Origin of the sequence: Stenotrophomonas sp. SMYL41 (genome assembly GCF_036319965.1) — a bacterium.
Classification (GTDB): domain Bacteria; phylum Pseudomonadota; class Gammaproteobacteria; order Xanthomonadales; family Xanthomonadaceae; genus Stenotrophomonas; species Stenotrophomonas maltophilia_R.
The window spans coordinates 44,770-66,434 of sequence record NZ_JAWIRX010000014.1; the positions used below are offsets into that span (position 1 = coordinate 44,770).

23 protein-coding genes are annotated in these 21,665 nt (G+C 67.4%); 6 read left to right on the forward strand and 17 right to left on the reverse strand.

What is annotated here, in order from left to right; all coding sequences use genetic code 11:
* Positions 1 to 17: 17 nt before the first annotated feature.
* Together V3B30_RS15925 and soxR are read right to left on the reverse strand one after the other, a co-directional pair.
* Positions 18 to 905 carry an AraC family transcriptional regulator gene (locus tag V3B30_RS15925; RefSeq protein ID WP_052191029.1) on the reverse strand — a complete coding sequence of 296 codons (888 nt, stop codon included), beginning with the start codon at positions 903 to 905 and terminating at the stop codon, positions 18 to 20.
* Between the two features lie 114 nt (positions 906 to 1,019).
* Positions 1,020 to 1,481: a redox-sensitive transcriptional activator SoxR gene (soxR, locus tag V3B30_RS15930; protein ID WP_034036961.1), complete on the reverse strand. Its 462-nt coding sequence runs from the start codon at positions 1,479 to 1,481 to the stop codon at positions 1,020 to 1,022.
* A gap of 138 nt (positions 1,482 to 1,619) precedes the next feature.
* Here soxR and V3B30_RS15935 point away from each other — a divergent pair, with 138 nt between their 5' ends.
* From V3B30_RS15935 to V3B30_RS15955, 5 genes are read left to right on the forward strand one after another with little or no spacing between them, the layout of a single operon-like run.
* The gene (locus tag V3B30_RS15935) at positions 1,620 to 2,039 is read left to right on the forward strand and encodes a DoxX family protein (RefSeq protein WP_034036959.1); all 420 of its coding nucleotides are present in this window, start codon (positions 1,620 to 1,622) and stop codon (positions 2,037 to 2,039) included.
* Positions 2,036 to 3,142, forward strand: coding sequence for an efflux RND transporter periplasmic adaptor subunit (locus tag V3B30_RS15940; RefSeq protein WP_034036958.1), 1,107 nt, complete (start codon positions 2,036 to 2,038; stop codon positions 3,140 to 3,142). The genes V3B30_RS15935 and V3B30_RS15940 overlap by 4 nt, the downstream gene beginning before the upstream one ends.
* Complete coding sequence (locus V3B30_RS15945; protein WP_034036957.1) at positions 3,139 to 6,234, forward strand: MexW/MexI family multidrug efflux RND transporter permease subunit; 3,096 nt, start codon at positions 3,139 to 3,141, stop codon at positions 6,232 to 6,234. The genes V3B30_RS15940 and V3B30_RS15945 overlap by 4 nt, the downstream gene beginning before the upstream one ends.
* On the forward strand, positions 6,231 to 7,712 hold the full coding sequence (locus tag V3B30_RS15950) for a TolC family protein (protein ID WP_052191028.1): 1,482 nt from the start codon (positions 6,231 to 6,233) through the stop codon (positions 7,710 to 7,712). The genes V3B30_RS15945 and V3B30_RS15950 overlap by 4 nt, the downstream gene beginning before the upstream one ends.
* A gap of 2 nt (positions 7,713 to 7,714) precedes the next feature.
* Positions 7,715 to 8,617, forward strand: coding sequence for a LysR family transcriptional regulator (locus tag V3B30_RS15955; RefSeq protein ID WP_034036956.1), 903 nt, complete (start codon positions 7,715 to 7,717; stop codon positions 8,615 to 8,617).
* 9 nt (positions 8,618 to 8,626) lie between these two features.
* On the opposite strand, the gene V3B30_RS15960 is transcribed toward V3B30_RS15955, so the two are convergent.
* The 4 genes from V3B30_RS15960 to V3B30_RS15975 form a co-directional block, all read right to left on the reverse strand.
* Complete coding sequence (locus V3B30_RS15960; RefSeq protein ID WP_034036955.1) at positions 8,627 to 9,319, reverse strand: alpha/beta hydrolase family protein; 693 nt, start codon at positions 9,317 to 9,319, stop codon at positions 8,627 to 8,629.
* On the reverse strand, positions 9,316 to 9,897 hold the full coding sequence (locus tag V3B30_RS15965; protein WP_231403409.1) for a LysE family translocator: 582 nt from the start codon (positions 9,895 to 9,897) through the stop codon (positions 9,316 to 9,318). The genes V3B30_RS15960 and V3B30_RS15965 overlap by 4 nt, the downstream gene beginning before the upstream one ends.
* An 88-nt stretch (positions 9,898 to 9,985) precedes the next feature.
* The gene (locus tag V3B30_RS15970) at positions 9,986 to 10,606 is read right to left on the reverse strand and encodes a glutathione S-transferase (protein WP_034036952.1); all 621 of its coding nucleotides are present in this window, start codon (positions 10,604 to 10,606) and stop codon (positions 9,986 to 9,988) included.
* A 65-nt stretch (positions 10,607 to 10,671) separates the two neighbouring features.
* Positions 10,672 to 11,268, reverse strand: a complete 597-nt coding sequence (locus V3B30_RS15975; RefSeq protein ID WP_034036950.1) for an ATP-dependent Clp protease proteolytic subunit — start codon at positions 11,266 to 11,268, stop codon at positions 10,672 to 10,674.
* A 143-nt stretch (positions 11,269 to 11,411) separates the two neighbouring features.
* On the opposite strand from V3B30_RS15975, the gene V3B30_RS15980 reads away from it, so the two are divergent.
* Entirely contained in the window at positions 11,412 to 12,743 is a 1,332-nt protein-coding gene (locus V3B30_RS15980; RefSeq protein ID WP_196995595.1) for a PLP-dependent aminotransferase family protein, read from the forward strand.
* 66 nt (positions 12,744 to 12,809) lie between these two features.
* Here V3B30_RS15980 and V3B30_RS15985 read toward each other — a convergent pair whose 3' ends face one another.
* The 11 genes from V3B30_RS15985 to V3B30_RS16035 form a co-directional block, all read right to left on the reverse strand.
* Complete coding sequence (locus tag V3B30_RS15985; RefSeq protein WP_206778336.1) at positions 12,810 to 12,968, reverse strand: ATP-dependent Clp protease proteolytic subunit; 159 nt, start codon at positions 12,966 to 12,968, stop codon at positions 12,810 to 12,812.
* A gap of 90 nt (positions 12,969 to 13,058) precedes the next feature.
* A complete protein-coding gene (locus tag V3B30_RS15990) occupies positions 13,059 to 13,754 on the reverse strand; it encodes a thioredoxin domain-containing protein (RefSeq protein ID WP_196996066.1) in 696 nt (231 codons plus the stop codon).
* A 93-nt stretch (positions 13,755 to 13,847) separates the two neighbouring features.
* Positions 13,848 to 16,727 (reverse strand): conjugative transfer ATPase, encoded by a 2,880-nt coding sequence (locus tag V3B30_RS15995; protein WP_196995596.1) that lies wholly within the window; start codon positions 16,725 to 16,727, stop codon positions 13,848 to 13,850.
* Positions 16,727 to 17,158 carry a TIGR03751 family conjugal transfer lipoprotein gene (locus V3B30_RS16000; protein ID WP_329809705.1) on the reverse strand — a complete coding sequence of 144 codons (432 nt, stop codon included), beginning with the start codon at positions 17,156 to 17,158 and terminating at the stop codon, positions 16,727 to 16,729. Before V3B30_RS16000 ends, V3B30_RS15995 begins: the two co-directional genes overlap by 1 nt.
* Positions 17,139 to 18,557, reverse strand: a complete 1,419-nt coding sequence (locus V3B30_RS16005) for a TIGR03752 family integrating conjugative element protein (protein WP_329809706.1) — start codon at positions 18,555 to 18,557, stop codon at positions 17,139 to 17,141. The genes V3B30_RS16000 and V3B30_RS16005 overlap by 20 nt, the downstream gene beginning before the upstream one ends.
* Positions 18,547 to 19,434: a TIGR03749 family integrating conjugative element protein gene (locus V3B30_RS16010; protein ID WP_329809707.1), complete on the reverse strand. Its 888-nt coding sequence runs from the start codon at positions 19,432 to 19,434 to the stop codon at positions 18,547 to 18,549. Before V3B30_RS16010 ends, V3B30_RS16005 begins: the two co-directional genes overlap by 11 nt.
* The gene (locus V3B30_RS16015) at positions 19,431 to 20,111 is read right to left on the reverse strand and encodes a PFL_4703 family integrating conjugative element protein (RefSeq protein ID WP_134235657.1); all 681 of its coding nucleotides are present in this window, start codon (positions 20,109 to 20,111) and stop codon (positions 19,431 to 19,433) included. The genes V3B30_RS16010 and V3B30_RS16015 overlap by 4 nt, the downstream gene beginning before the upstream one ends.
* Positions 20,108 to 20,518, reverse strand: coding sequence for a TIGR03750 family conjugal transfer protein (locus V3B30_RS16020; protein WP_329809709.1), 411 nt, complete (start codon positions 20,516 to 20,518; stop codon positions 20,108 to 20,110). The genes V3B30_RS16015 and V3B30_RS16020 overlap by 4 nt, the downstream gene beginning before the upstream one ends.
* 6 nt (positions 20,519 to 20,524) lie before the next feature.
* On the reverse strand, positions 20,525 to 20,884 hold the full coding sequence (locus tag V3B30_RS16025) for a TIGR03745 family integrating conjugative element membrane protein (protein ID WP_134235659.1): 360 nt from the start codon (positions 20,882 to 20,884) through the stop codon (positions 20,525 to 20,527).
* 23 nt (positions 20,885 to 20,907) lie between these two features.
* Positions 20,908 to 21,141 carry a TIGR03758 family integrating conjugative element protein gene (locus V3B30_RS16030; protein ID WP_009463356.1) on the reverse strand — a complete coding sequence of 78 codons (234 nt, stop codon included), beginning with the start codon at positions 21,139 to 21,141 and terminating at the stop codon, positions 20,908 to 20,910.
* Positions 21,138 to 21,509 carry an RAQPRD family integrative conjugative element protein gene (locus V3B30_RS16035; protein ID WP_134235660.1) on the reverse strand — a complete coding sequence of 124 codons (372 nt, stop codon included), beginning with the start codon at positions 21,507 to 21,509 and terminating at the stop codon, positions 21,138 to 21,140. The genes V3B30_RS16030 and V3B30_RS16035 overlap by 4 nt, the downstream gene beginning before the upstream one ends.
* Positions 21,510 to 21,665 lie beyond the last annotated feature (156 nt).

Consider the following 21,665-nt stretch of genomic DNA (forward strand, 5'->3'; position numbering starts at 1 on the left):
GCGTTCGCCGATATCGTTCAGCGGCAGAGTGTGTGCGGCGCGATGCCGAAGCGCCTTTGGAAGGCCTTGGAGAAATGCGAGTCGGTATAGCCGCACATGCCGGCGGTGGCGGAGACGCTGCATTCCCCGGTCGCCAGCATTCGATAGGCTTGCTGGAGACGCTGCTCCCGCACGAACTCGTAGATGCTCATGCCGAACAACTGGCGAAAGCCACGCGTCAGGAGCGTGACGCTCAGCCCGACCTGGCTTGCCAGCCAGTCGAGTCCCGGTGGATGGCTGATATCGTGCATCAGTATTTCGTGGGCGCGATGGAGGCGATCGCGATGGCGTACCGGCAGGGTGATTGCTGTCGACGAGGGCGGTTGTACGTCCAGCGTTGCCAGCACGTTGGCCGTCAATTCCAGCGCCTTTCCAGACAGGTACAAGTCGCGCAACGCGCCCTGCAAGGGACATAGCAGCAATTGCTTTGCCAGTGCCTGCAGTGCCGGGCCAGCCTTCGCATCGTGGATGAACGGCGTCGAGCCGGCCATGTCCAGGAGGCGATCCATGGGCCTGCCTTGCGTGTCGAACCACTGCATCAGGCTCGACTGGGGCATGCGTACGGCCACATAGCGCAGGGGCGTATGGGCATGGAAGCTATGGGTGACCGTGAACGGCTGGTCGCTCAAGCTCAGGTGGAGGGCCGGCCCGCTCACCTGGGTGGGCTGCGACGGTGGCATGCGGTAGCGGACAGCGCCGTCCCCGAGCATGAGCACGAGTTTCAACCCCGGCTCGTTGTCTTCGGTGATGACCTGGTCCGGCTTCACGCGCATCGCGCCGCCGCCGATGGTCATCGGCGCCGTCGAAGCCTGTAACTGCCATTGCCCGGACATCATCACCCTGCCGTATATGTTAATGACAATCATTATTGCCCATTCGCATCGACATGCCGGTCAAGCCACCCTGCTGGCAATGCATCAGGTCCTTGCCGGACCTCACGAAGGCCCTTCGCATCGGCCGGCCGTGAAAGGCCGTGGTCGTCACGGCCGTTCGAGGATGCGGGGACCGGGCCCTTCCGCCCCCAGTGCGTCCTGAGGATTGCGCAACGGGCATTCGTCCAGCGACAGGCATCCACAGCCAATGCAACTGTCCAACTCGTCGCGCAGCCGGGTCAGTTTGGTGATGCGTTCATCCAGATTGGCGCGCCAGCGTGTGGACAGTTCCCGCCACTGGGCCGCGGTGAGCTTGCTTCCCGGTGGATAGCGGCCAAGTGCCTCCTTGATTTCCTCAAGGGGAATGCCCGTGCGCTGGGCCACCTTGATCACGGCGATGTAGCGCAACACGACCGAGGCGAACCGGCGCTGGTTGCCGGCGTTGCGTGTGCTGGCGATCAGTCCCTTCGACTCGTAGAAGTGGATGGTGGAAACCGGCACGCCCGCGCGATGCGCCACCTCGCCCACGGTGAGCAGGCGCGAGAAATCGATCGGCTTCTTCGGTTGCATGGCTTGACCTCAACTTTACTTGAGGTTTTATAGTCCGCCGCATCGATCCTGGCAAGTCCCTTCGGGGCGGCCAGTCTTTCTCCAACCCACCGGTCGCGCGGCTGAGCCGTGCGGCCGTTTCTTCGAGAGCGGACACGCATGCGAAACATCGTTGACAAGACATTGGACAGCCGCTGGCTGTGGATTGGCGCCCGCGTCCTGCTGGCGGTAGTGTTCCTGTCTTCCGGGCTGGCCAAGCTGCTCGACTTCCAGGGCGGGCTGGCCGAAATGCGCGCCGCGGGGCTGGAGCCGGACTGGCTGTTCAACATCGCCACCATCGCGGTGCTGCTGGGCGGTTCGGTATTGCTGTTGCTCGATCGTGCGCTGTGGCTGGGCGCCGGCGCATTGGCGATGTTCCTGATGCTGACCATTCTCGTGGTGCACCGCTTCTGGGCGCTGCCGGAACCGCAGGCCCAGGCGGCCATGTTCTGGGCCCTGGAGCACATCAGCCTCATCGGTGGCCTGGTCGCAGCGGCGATCGCCAGCCGCCTGCGTCGGCAGTTGGAGGGCAAGGCATGAACGCCCGCTTTGCTTTTCTTGGCTTGGTACTGGCGTGCTCGATCGGGCTGGTTGCCTGCACCTCGGGCGCGGACGAAGGCGGTGGCTGGCCGGCCACCAAGGTGGCGCTGGCGCCGGTCGAGCGTGCGCAGGCGCCGCGCGCGTTCCATGGGGTCGGAGAGCTTGAAGCGGCGCGGCAGGTGGAACTGGCGTCGGAAACCGCCGGTCGGGTCACGCGCATCGCGTTCACCTCCGGGCAGCGGGTGAAGCAAGGCGACCTGCTGGTGCAGCTCAACGATGCGCCCGAGCAGGCCGAGCGCTTTCGGTTGCGCGCGCAGCTGCGCAATGCCGAGACCGTGCTGGCGCGCACCCGCCTGCTGCTGGCCGACAAGGTGGCCACGCAGGAGCAACTCGACCACGCGCAGGCCGCGCGCGACATGGCGCAGGGCGAACTGCGCGGGATCGAGGCGGTCATCGCGCAGAAGGCGATCACCGCGCCGTTCGCGGGCACGATCGGCATTCGCCGCGTGCACGAGGGGCAAACCCTCGCTGCGGGCGATGGCATCGCCAGCCTGGTCGATGCCGGCACCCTGCACGTCAACTTCGCGCTGGAGGAACAGGCGGTTCCGCACGTGCGGCCTGGCCAACCGGTCGAGATCCGGGTCGATGCCTGGCCGGAGCGCCGTTTCGAGGCGCAGGTATCGGGCGTCGATCCGCTGATCGGCGCGTCGCGCACGCTACGCGTGCAGGCGAGCCTGCCGAACGCCGACGGCGTGCTGCAAGCCGGCATGTTCGCCAACGTGCGCCTGCTGCGTGAGCAGCCCGCGCCGGTGCTGGCGGTGCCCGAGACCGCGGTGACCTACACCGCCTACGGCCAGACGGTATTCGTCGCCGAAGCCGCCGAGCCGCAGGGAATGACCGTGCGCCGCGTCGCGGTGAAGACGGGCGAACGCTGGGATGGCCGGGTCGAGATCGTCTCCGGCCTGAAGGAAGGCGACCGGGTGGTGGTGTCCGGCCAGCTCAAGCTCAGCGACGGCATGGTGGTCGAGCCCGTTGCACGCGACGCGCTGCATGGGAACGCCGCCTCGCCCCAGGCGAAGACGGCCCGGGAGCAGGCGACATGAGGTTCACCGACGTCTTCGTGCGCCGCCCGGTGCTGGCGCTGGTGGTCAGCAGCCTGCTTGTCTTGCTGGGGCTGTTCGCCCTGGGCAAACTGCCGATCCGGCAGTACCCGACGCTGGAAACCGCCACCATCACCGTCAGCACCGAGTACCCGGGCGCCTCGGCCGAGCTGATGCAAGGCTTCGTGACCCAGCCGATCGCGCAGGCGGTGTCCTCGGTCGAGGGCATCGACTACCTGTCCTCCTCGTCGGCGCAAGGCCGCAGCCTGGTCACGTTGCGCATGGAGCTCAACCGTGACTCAAACCAGGCGCTGACCGAGACTATGGCCAAGGTCAACCAGGTGCGTTACCGCCTGCCCGAGCGCGCCTATGACCCGGTGATCGAACTGTCGGCCGGGGATTCGACGGCGGTGGCCTATGTGGGCTTCTCCACCGGCAGCCTGTCCACGCCGGAGCTGACTGACTACCTGTCGCGGGTGGTCGAACCCCTGTTCTCCGGCATCGACGGCGTGGCCAAGGTGCAGGTGGACGGCGGGCAGAAGCTGGCGATGCGCCTGTGGCTGGACGCCGAGCGCCTGGCCGGGCGCGGCCTGACCGCCACGGACGTGGCCGACGCGATCCGCCGCAACAACTACCAGGCCGCGCCGGGCCAGGTGCGCGGGCAGTACGTGATCGCCAATGTGCGGGTCAATTCCGACCTGACCAGCGTGGAGGAGTTCCGGGATCTGGTCATCCGCCAGGATGGCAACGGCCTGGTGCGCCTGCGCGACGTGGGCACGGTGGAACTGGGCGCCGCCTCGACGCAGACCAGCGGCCAGATGGACGGCGAGCCGGCGGTCTACCTGTCGCTGTTCCCCACGCCCAAGGGCAATCCGCTGGTCATCGTGGACGGCATCCGCCAGTTGCTGCCGGACATCGAGAAGACCTTGCCGCCGGGCGTTAAGGTCGCCATGGTCTACGAGCGCGCGCGCTTCATCGATGCCTCGATCCAGGAAGTGGTCAAGACGCTGCTGGAAGCGGTGCTGATCGTGGTGCTGGTGATCTGGCTGTGCCTGGGCTCGCTGCGCAGCGTGGTGATCCCGGTCGTCGCCATCCCGCTGTCCATGCTGGGCGCGGCGGCGCTGATGCTGGCGTTCGGCTTCAGCATCAACCTGCTGACCCTGCTGGCGATGGTGCTGGCCATTGGGCTCGTGGTGGACGACGCCATCGTGGTGGTCGAGAACGTGCATCGCCACATCGAGGAAGGTAAGTCGCCGGTGGCGGCGGCGCTGGTCGGCGCGCGCGAGATCGCGGGCCCGGTGGTGGCTATGACGCTGACCCTGGCCGCCGTTTACGCCCCCATCGGCCTGATGGGCGGGCTGACCGGCGCGCTGTTCCGCGAATTCGCGCTGACCCTGGCCGGCGCCGTGATCGTTTCCGGCGTGGTGGCGCTGACGCTGTCGCCGGTGATGAGTTCGCTGCTGCTGAAGTCCAGCCATCAAGGCAACGGACCGGGGCGCATGGCCCGCATGGCCGAACGGGTCTTCGGCGGCCTCGCGGACCGCTACGGACGGGTGCTGGGTCGGTCGCTGCGGCATCGCTGGCTCAGCGGCGGCTTCGCCCTGCTGGTGGTCCTGAGCCTGCCATTCCTGTACCAGATGCCGCAGCGCGAGCTGGCACCGCCGGAAGACCAGGCGGCGGTCCTGGCGGCGGTGAAGTCACCGCAGCACGCGAGCCTGGACTATGCGGAACGCTTCGCCGATGAATTGCACCGCGTCATGTCCGCGGTGCCCGAGACGATCGGCACGTGGATCATCAACGGCACGGACGGCCCGGCCAACAGCTTCGGCGGCCTGATGCTGTCCGACTGGGGCGAGCGCGCACGCAAGGAGCCGCAGATCGTGGCCGAACTGCAGGGCGCCGTCGGCGAGATCGTCGGCAGCGACATCTTCGTGTTCCAGGTCGCGCCCCTGCCGGGCGGCAGCGGCGGCCTGCCGGTGCAACTGGTGCTGCGCAGCGCGCAGGACTACCCGGTGCTGTACGAGGCCATGGAGGGGATCAAGCAGCGTGCCCGCGACAGCGGCCTGTTCGTGGTGGTGGACAGTGACCTGGAGTACGACAGCCCCGTCGTGCAGGTGACGATCGACCGCGCCAAGGCGGCAAGCCTGGGCATGGCGTTGCAGGACATCGGCGACTCGCTGGGCGTGCTGGTCGGCGAGAACTACGTCAATCGCTTCGCGCTGTTCGGACGCTCCTACGACGTGATCCCGCAGAGCGTGGGCGAGCAGCGCCTCACCTCGCAGGCACTGGCGCGGCAGTACGTTCGCACTGCGGGCGGCGAACTGGTGCCACTGTCCACCGTGGTGCGCCTGGACATGGGCGTGGAGCCCAACCGGCTGAACCAGTTCGACCAGCAGAACGCGGCCACCCTGCAGGCCATTCCCGCGCCGGGCGTCTCCCTGGGCCAGGCCGTGGCCTTTCTCGAACAGGCCGTGGCCGAGTTGCCACCCGGCTTCAGCCACGACTGGCAGTCCGAATCGCGCCAGTACGTGCAGGAGGGCAACGCGCTGGTGTTCGCCTTCCTGGCCGCATTGGTCGTGATCTACCTGGTGCTGGCCGCGCAGTACGAGAGCCTGGTCGATCCGCTGATCATCCTGATCACAGTGCCCTTGTCCATCTGCGGCGCGCTGCTGCCGCTGGCGCTGGGCTGGGCCACGCTGAACATCTACACCCAGATCGGGCTGGTGACGCTGATCGGGCTGATCAGCAAGCACGGCATTCTCATGGTCGAGTTCGCCAACGAACTGCAGGTCCACGAACGGCTGGACCGCCACGCCGCCATCATCCGCGCCGCGCAGATCCGCCTGCGGCCGGTGCTGATGACCACCGGGGCGATGGCTTTCGGCGTGGTGCCGCTGCTGTTCGCCAGCGGGGCCGGCGCCAACAGTCGTTTCGGCCTGGGGGCGGTGATCGTCTGCGGCATGCTGGTGGGCACGCTGTTCACCCTGTTCGTGCTGCCCACCATCTACACCTGGCTTGCGCGCGACCATCGCGTGCAGGGTGCGCGCAGCCGGCAACTGGCCGAGATCGAAAGGGCCGAGGGAGCGTCGACATGAACACAGTCACCACGATCTTCCGCGCATGCTCGGCCACGGCGTTGGCGACGGCGCTGGCCGGCTGCGCGGTCGGGCCCCAGTATGTCCGGCCGCAGGCGCCCGCCATCGTGCTGGCCAGTCCGCAGGCCGCGGAATTCGCCGCGCCTGGCACCGAATCGATGCCTGCCGCGTGGTGGCGCATCTTCGAGGACGACGACCTTGGTCGCTGGATCGAGATGGCGCTGGCGCACAACCACGACATCCGCCAGGCCCGCGCCAGCCTGCTGGCCGCGCGCGCCGTCTTCGACGAGCGCCGGCTCGACCGGCTGCCGGGCGTGACCAGCGGCGCTGGATACACCCGTGGCATCCAGCAGCAACCCAGTCGGGGCGGTGCGCGCACGCTGTCGGAATCCTGGCAGGCCGGCTTCGACGTGCAGTGGGAGATTGACCTGTTCGGCCGGCTGGACCGGCTGCAGGAGGCTGCGATGGCGCGGGCCGAGGCCAGCGAGGCGGAACTGGAGATGACGCGCCAAAGCATCGCGGCGGAGGTCGCCCGCACCTGGTTCGAGGCGCAGGGCGACCGGCGGCAACTGGAGGTGGCGCGGCGGGAGGTCGACAACTGGCGGGAAACCGTGCGGCTCGCACAGGCCCGCCTGCGCGCTGGCGCCGGCCTGCCCGAGGACGTGGAGAACGCCCAGGCCAACCTGTTGCGCAGCGAGGCGGCGATTGCGCCGCTGACGGCCGCGTTGCAGCAGGCCCGCCATCGGCTCGATGTGCTGGCCGGGCGCCAGCCGGGCCAGGGCGGCCTGCCCGATCCGGGGCACGCGCAAGCCGCGCCGCTGGCGGCGCAGCTGCCGCTGGGCGATGTCAACCGGCTGATCCTGGCGCGGCCCGACGTGGCGCAGGCGGAGCGGCTGCTGGCCGCCAGCGTCGAGGACGTGGGCGCGGCCACCGCCGACCTGTATCCGCGCATCGACTTGGGGGGCTTCCTCGGCTTCTTCGCCCTGCGCGACGGCGACTTCGGCAGCGCCGCCTCGCGCGCCTTCCAGGTCGCGCCCACGGTGACCTGGCCCGCCCTGCGCCTTGGGAATGCCCGCGCCCGCCTGCGCGGGGCAGAGGCCCTGGCGGACGGCGCGCTGGCGCGCTACGAACAGGTGCTGCTGACCGCCCAGGAGGAAGTCGAGAACGCGGTGACCCACCTGGCCGAACAGCAACGCCAATTGGCCGCGCTGCTGCAGGCGGGGCAGCATGCCCAGGCCGCGTTCGACATCGCCGACAGGCGCTACCGCGCCGGGGCCGGCAGCTACCAGGCGGTGCTGGAGAACCAGCGCACCCTGTTCCAGTTGCGCCGGCAGGTGGCACAGCAGGAAGCCATCTCCCAGGCGCGGATCGTGGCCCTGTACAAGGCATTGGGATGGCCTGTCCCGAGTCCCGGGGACGTGGCGAGCCTGTCTGCCGGCCCGGGCCGGCAGGACCCGGGGCGGGATTCCGGAGCGTAGCGATGCTGATGCGCCATATCCGGTATTTCATCGCCGTGGCGGAGGAACTCAGCTTTACCCGTGCTGCGGAGCGGCTTCACATCGAACAGTCGCCGCTGTCGCGATCCATCCGCCAACTGGAGGATGACCTGGGCGTCCGGCTGTTTGAGCGCAACAGCCATGGCACCCGGCTCACCTGGGCTGGACAAGTCTTCCTCGAGGAGGCGCGGCGCGTGCTGGCGGCGGCCGAGCAGGCCCGTGCCGGCGCAAGGGCTGCCGCGACCGGATACCGCGGGCTCCTGCGAATCGCGCTGTCCGACGGTATCTCGCCATCGCACTTGAGCAACCTGCTGGCCCGCTGCCGCGAGGAGTCGCCCGAGGTCGAGATCAGCCTGTTCGAAGTGACGCTCGCCCAGCAGCTGAAAGGCCTGAGAGAGGGCGACTACGACGCGGGGTTCGCGAAGGCGGAGCATCCGGGGGAAGGATTGCTGGCCACGCCGGCGTGGAGTGAGCCTCTGGTCGTCGCGGTGCCGGCGAGGCATCCCGCCTTGATCCATCCCGAGCTTTCCCTGATGGAACTGCAGGCCCATCCACTGGTGCTGTGCGACCCGGACGCGTGCGCAGGATGCAGCCGGCAGCTCGACAGGCTCCTGCGTGCCGCGGAATGCGAGGTCAGGATTGCCGAAAGGGTGGCATCCCATGACCTGCTGATGGCGCTGGTGGCGGCGGGCTACGGCCTTGGGATCACCACCCGCACGCATCTGTCCCTATGGCGGCACCCGGATGTCGTCTCGCGTCCGCTGGCCGGTGAAGTGCCCCCGTTGGTGACCTATCTGCTGCGCCGGGATGCCGAGGATTCGGAGCAACTGCGCAGCTTCGTCGAAAGGTTGCAACGACCCAGGAGGCAGGTGCCCGACAAGGAGTAAACCGCCTGTTTAAATTTCCAGAAGTAGATCGGCCAAAGCCTGCGGATGGCTGATCATTGCATCATGCGGCGCATCCAGTTCCAGATAGTTCCAGCCGTCGTTCCTGGCCCGTGCGACAGAGCGTGCGAGAAGCTCGCCGGGCGCCTGGCTACAGCGGACGTAGGTCCTGCGGCAGCCGGACAACGGGCTTTCCAGGCGGACGGATTCGAAGTAGCTGTGTGCGGGCTGGCTCCTCAGGCGCATGTCGACCCATGCCTGGTCGGCCGGGGAGATGCCAAACTGCGCAGCGGGCAAGGGAGGGATCCGCCAATCCGGATCGGAGTCCATGGCACTGGCGTAGCGGTCAATGAGATGAGGCGCGTGATCGAGCAACTTCTCTCCGTCGACTGGAAGGAACGCGTCGAGGAGCACCAGATGGTCGATCCTTTCTCCCAGGCGTGATGCGGCGGCGCAAACCGGGAATCCGGCATAGCTGTGGCCGACCAGCGTGATCGATTCGAGGTTCTCGGCATGGACGAGGATGTCGTCGACGTGGTGGCTCAGTCCGAAGCGCCCAGGGGCGCCATCCAGGCCGCTCAGCGTCGGTGTCACCACACGTCGTCCCGCAGCAGCCATCAGTGAGGTCACGCGATCCCAACACCAGCCGCCGTGCCAGGCGCCATGCACGAGGAGAAGGTCGCTCGCATGGAGGGATCGTGTCATTGCGTGGCCTGATTGGACAGCAGGGGATACAGCGACAGCACGAGCAGGATGGCCATTGCGATGTTGAAGATGCGCAAATGGCGCTTGTCCGTGAGCCAACGACGCAGCGTCGTGCCGAAGGCGGCCCAGACGGCAACGCTGGGCGCATTGACGAGGGCATAGAGTGCAGCGATGACGATCACCGCCAGCACGCCGCCCTCTGCGGGTGCGTAGGTGGCGATGGCTCCGATGGCCATGATCCACGCCTTGGGATTGACCCACTGGAAGGCGGCGGCCTTCCAGAAGCCGAATGGCCGACCAGGGGCGGCCGTCTCCTGCAACGGCTGTGAGGTCGCGATCTGCCAGGCAAGCCAGAGCAGGTAGATCGCACCGACCACGCGCAACGTGGTGTACAGGGATGGGTACGCGAGGAACAGGCGCCCGAGTCCCGCACCCACGCCGAACACCATCGCCGCGAAGCCGATGCTGATGCCGAGGATGTGCGGCACGCTGCGAACGAACCCATGGTTGAGTCCCGAGGCGAGCAGCATGGTGTTGTTGGGGCCGGGCGTGATGGAAGTCACGAACGCATAGGTCATGAAGGCAAGGAGCAGGTCGGGTCGCATCGGCGTAGGGGCATCGCGGTCATGGAAGAGGAAGCTGGGTGAGGTCGAATGCTGCGCCGGGTCACGGTGCGCCGGTGCAATGCGCGACGAATCCGCTGCGCTGTTCGATGCGGCGGTAGTAGGCGTCCACTGCATCCAGGCGGGGATGCTCGAAGGGCGTCTGGTACCAGCGATGGACCGACAGTCCAACGGCGATGTCCGCCAGGCTGAAGTCCTCGCCCGCGACGTAGGCGCCCGTGTCGACCAACTGGCCGTCCAGTACGCGCATGAACCGATGCCAGTCTTCCAGGGATCGCTGGACCTGCCGGGCGTCCGCGTGCTCCGGCGAGCGTCGAACCAATGCCATGAAGGCATGGCTCCACGCGCGGTTGAGGTCCGACGCCTGCCAGTCCAGCCACTGGTCGACGCGGGCGCGCGCCATGGCACCGTGTGGATACAGCGCGCCGTCGCCATGGCGATTGGCGAGGTAGCGCAGGATAGTGTTCGATTCCCACAGCACGAAGTCCCCGTCGACCAGCACGGGCACCATCGCGTTCGGGTTGAGCGCCTTGAAAGTGTCCGTGTTTACATCGGTGTAGCCGCTGCCCCAGTCTTCCCGCTCGAACGGCAAGCCGAGTTCGGCACAAGCCCAAAGGACCTTGCGGACGTTGATAGAGGATCGCTTTCCAAGGATCTTGAGCATTGCTGTCTCGGTAGGTCGTTCGAAGTCACGCGGCAGTGAGCGACTTCAGCTGCGCTGATGGAGCATCAGGTGAGAGGCAATTCCTGACGATGCGTGATGATGCGAGAGACAAGCCCATAAGAAATCGCCTCTTCGGCCGGCATCCAAAGATCGCGCTCGATATCCTTCTGCACCCGCTCTAGCGGTTGGCCTGTTTCACGCGAGATGACTTGGGCGATGCGTTCCCGGGCCTTGATGATCTCCTTGGCCTGGATGGCAATGTCGCTTGCCGGTCCGCCCGCGCCTCCGCTTGGCTGATGGATAAGGAACCGCGTCTGCGGCAGGCAGAAGCGCCGCTCGCGTGGCGCTCCCAAGTAAAGATGGTTGGCTGCACTGCCAACCCACCCGGTGCCCACCATGTTGACGGGCGCGGAGATGAAGCGAACCACATCGTGGATTGCATCGCCGGATTCAAGATGCCCCCCCGGCGAGGAAACGATCATGGTGATGGGAGCGCTGGATTCGGCGTCCAATGCCAGGAGCTTGCGGACGGTTTCGCGAGCCAACTCATCTGTCACGGTTCCGAACACCAACACCATCCGTGCCCGAAAGGCTTTTTCTTCCATGAAGATGCTGCTGACAGGCTGAGCAGTCTGTCGTTTTTCGTCGTTGCTTTCGGGCATGGTTCGATACGCCTGGGGAATGTAGCGAGGCCGGCACAACGCATGACGTAGCAAAGAAGGCCGGTCTTTCGGAAAGATGTTGCTCAGACTATAAGTGCCAATTATCATTACAATCAAAAAATTGTCATGGATACATTTGCGGGATGCCGACTGCACGCTACAAACGCTTGGTTGACAGATTTGCCACCGAGATTCGGTCTGGTCAGTTGCCGCCGGGTACTCGCTTGCCGACGCATCGACAACTGGCGGCAAAAGAGAAGATCGCGCTGGTCACCGCCAGTCGTGTCTACGCCGAGTTGGAGGAAATGGGGCTGGCCATAGGCGAAGCAGGGCGCGGCACCTTCGTGCGCGAGATTGCACTGCCGGCGGGGCTGGGCATGGATCAGCAGGCGATCGCTGCGGACATGGTTGATCTGAACTTCAACTACCCCGCCTTGCCAGAGCAGACCGAGCTGCTACGGGCCGCCTTGCGGCAACTGGCTAGCGCCGGCGATCTGGACGCGTTCTTGCGTTGTCATCCGCATGGGGGCCGGACACATGAGCGAGCGGTTTTTGCCGCGTATCTGGCACGGTCCGGCCTGCAAGTGAAACCAGAACACGTATTGGTGGTCAATGGCGCTCAACATGGCCTGGCCGTCGCGGTTATGGCGCTGTTGCAACCCGGCGACGTGGTCGCCGTCGATGCGCTGACCTACCCAGGGTTCAAGGCCTTGGCCGATCAGTGCAGGCTGGATCTGGCCACGCTTCCAGTTTCCGGCCTGGAGCCCGATCTGGATGCGCTGGAGCGCTTGTGCCGCGAAAGGCCCGTGCGCGCCGTCTATGCCATGCCGACCATCCACAACCCGCTGGGATGGGTCCAATCTGCCGATAGTCGCCAGCGGCTGGTCAAGCTTGCCCGAAAGCATGACTTGATCCTGATCGAGGATGCTCCCTACGCCTTTCTTGAACCGAATCCACCCGAGCCGCTTGCGGCGCTGGCACCAGAGCGATGCGTTCACGTCACTACGCTCTCCAAGAGCGTGGCAGCCGGACTGCGCGTGGGTTTGGTCACCGCGCCGGCAGACTGGATTGCCCGGCTCGAACGCGCAATCCGGGCGACGATCTGGAATACGCCCGCGGCGATGACCGCGCTGGCTTGCGCGTGGCTGACAGATGGAACGGTGGACAGATTGATAACCGAAAAGCGCCGCGATGCGGCAGCCCGGCAAGCGGTGGCAGCACAGGTGCTCGCCGGATTGAACCCGGTCAGCCACCCGGTTTCCTACTTCGTATGGCTGCCACTGGGCGAAGAAGTGCGTGCCGAGTCCGTGGCCATGTCGCTTCTGGAGCGAAACATATCGGTGTCTACCGCCACGCCCTTTTCCGTGGGTTCGAATACCCCCCATGCCTTGCGTATCGCGTTGGGATCGGTCGACCTCGCCACGTTGAAGCAGGCGTTGGGTACGGTACGGGACACCATCGAGTGTGCGTGTTGATCCGAATTTCAATACCGTCCAGCAATACCTTCTTTGTGGAATGCGATAACAGCAACGGATACTGATCTATTCAGGCGCAGTGTATTGATGGGTGGCTGCATTGCCGACCCAACCTGTGCCCACCATGCTGACGGGCGAGGAAACGAAGCGCACGACATCGTGGATCGCATCGCCAGATTCAAGATGGTCTCCCGCGGGGGACACGATCATGGCGATCGGCCACATCCCCGCGAAGCGACCTTCTCGGGTGGACCCATGGCAAGGACCGGACAGGCCGCGAGCTCGGGTGCGGGTGACGACATCACCGGATGGTCGTCATTGCGGAGTGCGGGTGTCTTCGCTGAGTGCCGCGTCGGCGGCATGGGTGGGCCCTGGAGCGCGCGACGCATCGCTGGCAACCAGATCAAGTGCAGACAGCAGCGCATCGCCCTCGACCAACCCATGCAGCAGCAGTGATCTTCCCGTGAGGCTGTCTTCCAGCCGCACGGTGGGCGTGGCGGTGATGCCGCTGCGCAGGGCCTCGTCGGCCTGCGCGCGAACGATGGCTGCGGGGCGCTCGCTGTCCAGGCATGCCTGGATGGCGGTGGTTATGCCTGGCCAGGTCAGGTCTGCCGGCAGCCCCTGGCCATCGCCCCGGGTGTTTTGGTAGAGCCATGCGATGGCACCGAAGAACGCCTCGTGGCCTTGCGCCTCACCTGCGCACTCGGCCATGCGGGCCAGCCGACTCGCCTCGGGATCGTGCATCGCCAGCGGCAGGTGATGCCACCGCAGGCTGGTCTCGGGATGGGCATCGATCCAGGCCATCAGGGTCGGGGAGTAGGCCTTGCAGAACGGACACTCCAGGTCGGCGTACAGCGTCAGCGTGAAGCGCGCATCGGCTGGGCCGCGGCGCCAGGGTGGGCCGGCCGGATGCGCCTGCGCGACCTCGGGCCCCGTGCGCGGTGCCGGCGCACCGGGCGTGCGGTACAGGAGCCATCCCAGCAGGCCCGCAGCCAGGATGCCAGCCACCATCCAGTGCAGCCGTGGCAGGCGCCCGGCGCGCTTGCGAATGGCCTGGGCCCGGCCCGGCAAGGTGGTTCGCTTCGAGGACATGACGCGCTCCGGTCATTTCGGCAAGAACAGCGGCGGCGATGCGATGCCACGCGCCTGGTCGATCTTCTCGGCCACCTTGAAGGCGGCATCCAGTTCGCCGATGCCGTACTGGCGCATGAGCTGGTAGCGCTCGGCCTTCTCTTCCGGTTCGGTCTGCGCAAGGGCCAGATAGAGGCTGGGCGGCACGGCGCGGAACAGCACTTCCATCGACTTGGACAGGATGACGCCCTCGCTGAACTTGCCCGCCTCCTTGCGCGCGGACAGCATCAGCGCCTTCTGCGCGGGTGAAAGTTCGCGGAACCGGGCGATCTTCTCCACCTCGTCGGGCGGCATCGACAGGCAGATCCACCACTCGATCATGTTGAGCATGGGCTCGGCGGCCTTGGGCAGGTCGTCGATGTTCTGCGTCGCCAGCCAGTACCACGCACCGAGCTTGCGCCACATCTTGGTGATCTTGACCACGTAGGGCGCGAGCAGCGGGTTCTTGGTGATGATGTGGCCTTCGTCGGTGACGTTGATGATCGGCCGGCCCAGGAACTGGTCGCGCTCGGCGATGTTGTTCACCGTGTTGATCAGCGAGATATAGGCGATGGAGAGCTGCGCGTTGTAGCCCTCGCGCGCGAAGGTGGCCAGATCCACGATGGTGATGTCCGCCTCGGGCCAGGGCGTGCCCGGACGGTCGAACATCTCGCCGTCCGCGCCCTGGCAGAGCATGTCCATCGCATCGGCCATCTCCAGCAGCCGCGCGCGCCGGGCATCCGGCAGGTTGGCGTCGCGGGCGCGTTCGCGCAGCGCGTCGCGCACGTCGCGGGTGAGCACCGTGCGCGCCTGTGCCACGCAGCGCTGGGCGGCGTCCAGGATGCACTGGCGAATCAGGCTGCGGTCGGCGCGCGTCATGCGCGCTTCCTCCTTGTCCTCGCCGCCGGTGATCATCAGCCGGGCGGTGATTTCGAGTTCGCCGAGCACGTCGCGCTGGTCATCCCCGTCGTCGGCCTGATGGGTGTCGCCGTCCTCGTCCAGAGCGTCGGCATCCAGCGTCTGCACCTGGCCCGGCGTATCGACCAGGCGCCAGGCATCGGCGAATGGCGCCAGGCTCACGCCCGAGCCGGGTGCCAGCTTCACGCGATGCACGCTCAGGCCCAGCCGCGCGGCGAAGTCACCGAACAGGCCGAAGCTGTTGCCGGCCTCGACGATGAACAGCCTGGGCCGGTAGATCGCCGTGACCTGGTTGAGGATGTTGTTCAGCGTGGCGCTCTTGCCGGAGCCGGTCGGGCCGAAGAGGAACAGGTGGGCGTTCATCTGCCGGTCGAGCCGGTTCAGTGGATCGAAGGTGATCGTGCCGCCGCCCCGGTTGAAGAAGGTGATGCCCGGATGGCCGGTGCCCTGGCTGCGCCCCCACACCGGCGCCAGATTGGCCGCGTGCTGCGCGAACATCAGTTGCGTGTACCACTGCCGCTTGTCCGCCGCCGGGTCGAACAGGCAGGGCAGCCAGCGCAGGTAGGTGTTGAGCGGGGCCACCTCGTCCTCTTCGCGCACCGGCTGCAAGCCCGCATTGAGCATGACATTGACCAGTTGCAGGCCGCGGGCGTCGAGCTGCGCCATGTCGCGGCCGCGCAGGTAGAACGCCAGCGTGCCCCGGTACAGCTTGTGCGCGCTGCCGATGAGGCCGCGGGCCTGCTGCACGTCCTGGCGCGCCTGCTCGCTGGCGAGCGTTTCGCCGACCGCCTTGCGGGCCAGGTGGTTGAGGTGCGCCTCCAGCACATCCTGCGGCGTGGCGACCAGGGTCAGGCACATCACCGTGTCCTCGGGCATCTGGTCGAACAGCGCGTTCATCGCATCGCCGCCCTTGTGCGTTTCGCCGGTCACGTGTCCGGTGGCGGGCGGCGAGCGCAGGCGGTCCATGACGATGACCCGGTGCGGCATGCTGTCGAAGAACCACAGGCCGTTGGCGACATCCGAGCGCGGCTGGCCGAAGAACAGGCGTTGCGCGAAGTCGCCGCTGGCCAGTTCGATCTCACCCTCTTCCCGTTCCTCGGGGTAGCGGGCGAGCGCGTAGAAGCGTTCCCGGTCTTCGGTCGTGCTGCCCAGCGCGCCGGGATTCGGGTTGAACCAGCGCAGCAGCCAGTCGTGAATGTCCGCCGCGCCAAGGCGCCGGGCCTTGACGCCGGCATTCGCCAGGCCACCGACCAGGCGGTCGCAGATCGTCGCCAGGGCCTGCTCGGGCGATTGCCCTCGCCGGGCCGATGCGGCGTCCGGGGTGCGCCGATAGACCACCATGCGCACGCGCCGGGTCTGGCCGCGCCACGGCAGGCGTGTGACCGTGGTGTCCTCGAACAGGCCGCCCGGCTTGGCGATCGCGCGCAGATGGTGACCGAAGAAGCGCAGATAGAACTCGCTGAACGCGCTGCCCTGCGCGCGTGGATGCAGGTATGCCCCCAGCGTGCGCAGGTAATGGTCCCAATCGGCTTCGTCCTGCGCGTAGAGCTGCACCACCCACGGGTTCTCGTCCAACTCGTCGAAGGAGTCCTGCAGCGCATTCTCCAGGGCATCGCGGGCCTGCCACAGCCAGGCGGCCTCGCGCCCTTCGGTACCGATCGGCTGCAACTCGAAGAATGCCGCCACCGATTGGCCATCTTCGAGCAGCATGCACTGCGTGCCCGGCAGGTACTCGACCCAGGGCAGCAGGTCGGCGAAGGACGGCGCCACGTCGTAGAGCGCCGCGTGGTCGGACTGCGTCGCGGGTCGCCGATGATGCCGCCCAGGGGCGGCGCCAGGTGCCTCGATGCCGTGCGCGGCAAGGCGGGCGACATGCTGCGCCCAGGCGTTCGGCTCGATGTCGGCCTGGACTGGCCCGGGGGGCGGGCGACGCAGCCATGGCAGTCGCCAGCCCATCAGTAGTCCTCCAGCCGCTCGCCGGGCATTGCGTACTGCACGCGCTGGTAGAGCGGGAAGACGGTGCTGTAGCCGGGCACCGGTACCGGGTCGGAGCCGGCCAGATGCGGAAAGACGTACATCACCAGATCGGGGTTCGGCAGTCGATGGAACTGTCGCTGGATCTCGTTCTCTGCAGTGCGGGTGTAGGCCGCGTTCCGGGCGGGCGCCGCGAGGGTGTCAGCGTCGGTCAGCGGGCGGCGCAGGTCCTGGCGTGCGTCGAGCAGCAGGCGGCCGGCCTGGCCGCCGCTGTAGCCGCCAGTCTCGTGCTGCCAGATGTCCAGCATGGTGTGCTCGCCCCGGGGCAGCAGCTTTTCCGAGCTGGTGGCACAACCCGCGAGAACGGCGGCGGCGAGCAGGACAAGGGGGCGGTCAATCCAGGTCCGACGCATGCACTTCTCCCATGAGGTGATTCACCCGGCGCCCCTTGGCGTCGTGGTCGATGGCGATCGGCTGCTCCAGGTGCACGGCCACCCTGGCGCCGGGCTGCACGTAGACCGCCGCGAAGGCCTGGCCGTAGAGCTTGTTGACCCAGTCGGCCATGTCGCGCACGCCACCGGCCAGGATGCGGCCCATGGCCTCGTTGCCCGAAATGCCGACCGTGCCCAGCGAACCGTTGTTGTTGGCGACCACGGCCACGCTGCCGTTGTCGGACTTGATGAGCGAGGCGGCGCCCGCGCCGGCCGCGGTGATCAACGCCTGCGATCCCAGGTACTGCTGGGCATTGCTGCGGCGCTCGCCCGAGACGCACGGGATGCCGTAGGGATCGCTGATCCAGCCCAGGCCATCCAGCAGGCTGGTGCTGTTCTGGCTTCGACTGCGCTTGCCGTCGTCCTCCGGCACCGTGCGGATGGTGCCGTCGCTGAACACGAAGGTAATGGAACGGACCTGCCCACGCACGCACGAGAGCGTCCAGTCGCCCGAGGCCGTGCCGCTGACCACCGCACCGGCCACGTCGGGAATCTCGATGCCGTTGGCCGCCAGGTTGTCGGCCCCGATCAGCACCTTGAAGGGAAACGGGTCGTTGACGGTGCCGTCGATGGGAATGCGACCGATCAGTGCGGTCATGGCGACCGAGCCCATCAGCGTGGCATTGGTGGGCACCGTATAGACCGCCTGGGTGGTGCCGCCAACGGCCTGCGCCGTCCTGTCGCTGACGGCCTCCGCCGCGGCCGACAGCTCCGGCGAGGCCGGACCGAAGCTGGAGGGAAAGGCGGGCAAGCGCAGGCTGCTCGAACCGCCCTTCGGATCGGGCCGGGCGTCATCCGGTTCGATCCAGCGCATGCCGCCATCCTTGAGCGGCCCGCCGTCATGCCCGTCCAGTCCAAGGCCGATCGGCAGGTCGGCGACATCGCCCTTGCCGGACAGCCCGTCCAGGCGGCGCTGCAATTCCTGCATCAGCCCTTGCGTCTGCTGCCGGTCGCTGGCGGCCTGGGTGCGCTCCTGTTCCAGGCGGCGGCGTTCGCTGTCGAGGGCGTTCTGGATGCGCTGGTCGATCGCGTCCTCGCGGGTACGCAGGCGCTCGTTCTCGGCCTTGTGCTGGCGGTTGTCGCTCAGCGCGGTCTGCAGTTCGGTGCGGAGCTGCTTGACCTGCGCGACCAGGGTGGCGACGGTATCGCGCGGGGTGTCGCCCGCGATGCCGAGCGCCTTCATTTCCTCGGGAGTGAGCTGTCCGGGGACATCCGGCTTGCCAGGTGCGGCGTCGCTGCCCGGAAACAGCCTGGCACCGACGAACACCAGCAACAATGCCATTGGAATCAGCAGCCACTTCAACAGGGGATTACTCCTCATCGGACGTCCTCCCCGCAGCGGCGGCCGGCGGCAGGTTCGTGCCGGCATCGATGGGGCTGAGCACCGGCATCAGCGACTCGGCCAGGCCACGGCCGCGCGTGACCAGATAGACCACCGTGGTGTCGGTCGAAGCGCCCGCCGGCCCCAGGTCGGGATGCTGGAAGGTCGCGGCCACGAAGTCGCCTTGCAGCACCCTTGGATCGAGATCGATACGGTGAGGTGAGGTGTTGGTCAGGCGCACGGCGGTGACCCACTGGTCTTCGAGTCGCCAGGCCGCTAGCGCCCGCGCCTTGAGCGGCAGCGTTGGCAGAAGTGTGTCCAGCGCGAGCGGGCGCCGCAGCGGCACGCGCCCGATGCCGGCCACGGGCTCGACGGTGCGCAGCGGTGCGTAAAGGTTCTGCGCCGCGTGGCGCGTCAGGACAACGGCTATCGGCGTCTGCCGACGCCTGGCGGGTTGCGCTGTCTGGGTTGGATCGGCGACAGTGTCACCGCTGGCCTCCGCGGCGGCGTCCTGCAGGACGATGCGTACCGGCTCCAGCGGCTGCTCGCCTTCCCGGGCGTCTGTCGCTGCGATGTCGACCAGCACGATGGCGCCGGATTCCACGTCCTGCAGTTGCAGCCGCGTCGGCGCGATGGCCTCGCTGGCGCGCAGGTAGATGGCGCCGCTCGCGCTCTGCACGCGCAGCCGCTCGCCCAGACTCGGGGGCAGGCCGACACGCACGTTGCGGTCGATGAAGACCACGCGCTCCTGGCCGACGACCAGCGGGACGGCCAGCGGCAGCCGCTGCCAGCGCAGGATCTCGATGGCATGGCTGTCCGGCACCAGGCCGAAGCCAAGGGCCAGGCTCGCCAAGATGGAGAAGACGTGGTGTTTCATGGGTTGCCTCCCTGCGAAAGGCCGCCGCCGGACGAAGGCACCGCCGGCGACGGTGCCTCGATGCGCTGCGGCGCGCCGTCATAGCAGTCCAGCGCAAGGCCGAAGGGGTTGTGCTGGGGATCGACGTCCAGCCGCACCACTTTCAGCGGATAGCGCACCAGGGCCCGCTTGACCTGCTCGGCGCCGTAGTACTCGTCCGCGCTGACATCGAGCGTGACGATCCAGTCGCGGCTGGAAACCGTCTTTACCCGCATCGTGGGGTTGTCGCCAAAGCCGCGCCCCGGAATCTCGTAGATGCCACGCACCCGCTGGCGCAGTTCGCCACTGCTGCGCCGGTGCTCGTAGTCCTGGCGCAGGAAGGCCTGGCAGGCCGGTGTGAAATAGGCCGACAGCGCGTGGAGGTTGCGCGGGTAATCCTGTTCACCATCCGTCGGCCAACGTTGTACCTGCTGCCAGACGTAGAAGGCGAACGCATAGACATTTTCGGGCGGCACATCCCACCAGGCGCGGGTGCTGCCCGAGCGCAGATCGGGGGGCACGTGGATCGTCAGTTGCCTCGGCGCACTCCACCAGCCGAAACCGAGCAGCAGCGCCACCACGAACAACGCACCTGCGCCCAGGCGCAGCGTGCGCACATGGGCCTGCAGGTGATGGACTTCGTTCCTGAAACGGCTCATGAGGCGGCTGCTCCGCGTGAGCGCCGGGTGTTCCAGTACCCCGAACGCGTGATGAGACGGTGCCCACCGAGCCAGGACGCTGCCAGCGGATGGCGCAGCGCCAGGCGCCACTGCAGTTGCCGGTACAGCCAGGTTTCCGGGCGGCCGCGCTTCTGCCGTCGCAGGAAGCCGCCACCACCGAACACGCCAGCCGCCACGCCGGCCACGATCAGGGTCGGCACCATGGCGACGCTGTGCGTGGCCCAGGCCAGCGGCACGCCGGCGATGAACCCCGCTACCGCGGACAGGCCGGCGCAGATCCAGAGTTCGTCGGCGGTCAGGCCCCTCACTACCACGGGCTGGCGGTTCAGCCTGCGTGGCAGGAAGGTGACCAGCCCGTCGCGCGCGATATCGTTCATGGCAGCCATCGACGCTCAGAGCACGCCGGTGGCCTTGGTCAGCAGCCAGATGCCGACCACCAGCAAGATCGCACCCACGGCCACGGTGAGGCCGAACTGGCCCCAGGTGGCGCGGCCGGTATGGATTTCCGAGTAGCGCGTATAGGCGTGGTAGCACACACCGACGAACATCGAGGCGACCACCAGCAGCGCGACCAGTAGCACGATGTCGTAGCCGTAGTTCTGCAGCGTCTGCATGATGCCGCTGCCCTGGCCGCGCGACGGGTCCTCGATGGTCGGCAGGCCCTGCGCCCGGGCCGCCAGCGGCAAGCCCATCAGCGCCAACGGCGCGAGGATGGTGGTGGCAGCGCGATGGGGAATCGGATGGATCTTCATGGTGGTAGGGCCTTTCGTGGTGGTCAGGACAGGAGGAAATAGGTCAGCACCAGGTACATCGCAACGAAGCGCACGACGACACCCAGGAACTGGCGCTGGGACAGGCGCTGCTCGGCCCACCCGGTGTAGGCGGTACGCATGGCCCAAACGCCCCACAGGAGCAGGACGGCGAACACGAGGCCGAGCACCACCGTGGCCACGGCGGCGGGGGCGAAGCCGCCATTGGCCTGGAAGGCACTGACCTGGGCGGCGTTCATCGGGGTGCATCCTCGTCGGAGGGCGGGCTGGACTGGCGGTAGTCACCGGACAGCTCGACCGGGTCGCGCGGCTGGGCGCGCGGCGGCGTCAGGTAGTCCTGGATGCCCGCCCGGACGCGCTGAAGATCCTCGCGCAGGCGGGCATGGTCGAAGTGGTAGCGGGCGCGCTGCTGCGGAGCGGTATGGGCGGCGTGCTCGGCGAGGCGGTCGATCAGATCGAGCTGGCGCGCGAGGGTCGCCAACTGCGCATGCTCTGGGGAGGCATCGCCCGCTGACGCGGGCGTGGCATTGGTCAGCGCGACGGCTAGGACTAGGGCCAATGCCGGCGCGCGGCGGCAGTCGGTCGTTGGTTTGCCTGTGGTCGTCATCACGCCATTCCGCAGTCGTCTGGATGGCGGAATGCTGCGGTGGTCGGCTGGAACCTGCCGCAAACAATCGGAATCGGCAGGGTGCCGGATTTACGTTCGTGGTTGGCGTGGCGCGGTTGGGGTGCGGGAGCAGGAGAGCCGCACCCCGTCCGTAAA

What these genes read in the sequence shown, in the direction of transcription:
- V3B30_RS15925 (WP_052191029.1), bottom strand. Translation starts at nt 905, where the DNA reads ATGATTGTCATTAACATATACGGCAGGGTGATGATGTCCGGGCAATGG.
- soxR (WP_034036961.1), bottom strand. Translation starts at nt 1,481, where the DNA reads ATGCAACCGAAGAAGCCGATCGATTTCTCGCGCCTGCTCACCGTGGGC.
- V3B30_RS15935 (WP_034036959.1), top strand. Translation starts at nt 1,620, where the DNA reads ATGCGAAACATCGTTGACAAGACATTGGACAGCCGCTGGCTGTGGATT.
- V3B30_RS15940 (WP_034036958.1), top strand. Translation starts at nt 2,036, where the DNA reads ATGAACGCCCGCTTTGCTTTTCTTGGCTTGGTACTGGCGTGCTCGATC.
- V3B30_RS15945 (WP_034036957.1), top strand. Translation starts at nt 3,139, where the DNA reads ATGAGGTTCACCGACGTCTTCGTGCGCCGCCCGGTGCTGGCGCTGGTG.
- V3B30_RS15950 (WP_052191028.1), top strand. Translation starts at nt 6,231, where the DNA reads ATGAACACAGTCACCACGATCTTCCGCGCATGCTCGGCCACGGCGTTG.
- V3B30_RS15955 (WP_034036956.1), top strand. Translation starts at nt 7,715, where the DNA reads ATGCTGATGCGCCATATCCGGTATTTCATCGCCGTGGCGGAGGAACTC.
- V3B30_RS15960 (WP_034036955.1), bottom strand. Translation starts at nt 9,319, where the DNA reads ATGACACGATCCCTCCATGCGAGCGACCTTCTCCTCGTGCATGGCGCC.
- V3B30_RS15965 (WP_231403409.1), bottom strand. Translation starts at nt 9,897, where the DNA reads ATGACCTATGCGTTCGTGACTTCCATCACGCCCGGCCCCAACAACACC.
- V3B30_RS15970 (WP_034036952.1), bottom strand. Translation starts at nt 10,606, where the DNA reads ATGCTCAAGATCCTTGGAAAGCGATCCTCTATCAACGTCCGCAAGGTC.
- V3B30_RS15975 (WP_034036950.1), bottom strand. Translation starts at nt 11,268, where the DNA reads ATGCCCGAAAGCAACGACGAAAAACGACAGACTGCTCAGCCTGTCAGC.
- V3B30_RS15980 (WP_196995595.1), top strand. Translation starts at nt 11,412, where the DNA reads ATGCCGACTGCACGCTACAAACGCTTGGTTGACAGATTTGCCACCGAG.
- V3B30_RS15985 (WP_206778336.1), bottom strand. Translation starts at nt 12,968, where the DNA reads ATGTGGCCGATCGCCATGATCGTGTCCCCCGCGGGAGACCATCTTGAA.
- V3B30_RS15990 (WP_196996066.1), bottom strand. Translation starts at nt 13,754, where the DNA reads ATGGTGGCTGGCATCCTGGCTGCGGGCCTGCTGGGATGGCTCCTGTAC.
- V3B30_RS15995 (WP_196995596.1), bottom strand. Translation starts at nt 16,727, where the DNA reads ATGGGCTGGCGACTGCCATGGCTGCGTCGCCCGCCCCCCGGGCCAGTC.
- V3B30_RS16000 (WP_329809705.1), bottom strand. Translation starts at nt 17,158, where the DNA reads ATGCGTCGGACCTGGATTGACCGCCCCCTTGTCCTGCTCGCCGCCGCC.
- V3B30_RS16005 (WP_329809706.1), bottom strand. Translation starts at nt 18,557, where the DNA reads ATGAGGAGTAATCCCCTGTTGAAGTGGCTGCTGATTCCAATGGCATTG.
- V3B30_RS16010 (WP_329809707.1), bottom strand. Translation starts at nt 19,434, where the DNA reads ATGAAACACCACGTCTTCTCCATCTTGGCGAGCCTGGCCCTTGGCTTC.
- V3B30_RS16015 (WP_134235657.1), bottom strand. Translation starts at nt 20,111, where the DNA reads ATGAGCCGTTTCAGGAACGAAGTCCATCACCTGCAGGCCCATGTGCGC.
- V3B30_RS16020 (WP_329809709.1), bottom strand. Translation starts at nt 20,518, where the DNA reads ATGGCTGCCATGAACGATATCGCGCGCGACGGGCTGGTCACCTTCCTG.
- V3B30_RS16025 (WP_134235659.1), bottom strand. Translation starts at nt 20,884, where the DNA reads ATGAAGATCCATCCGATTCCCCATCGCGCTGCCACCACCATCCTCGCG.
- V3B30_RS16030 (WP_009463356.1), bottom strand. Translation starts at nt 21,141, where the DNA reads ATGAACGCCGCCCAGGTCAGTGCCTTCCAGGCCAATGGCGGCTTCGCC.
- V3B30_RS16035 (WP_134235660.1), bottom strand. Translation starts at nt 21,509, where the DNA reads ATGACGACCACAGGCAAACCAACGACCGACTGCCGCCGCGCGCCGGCA.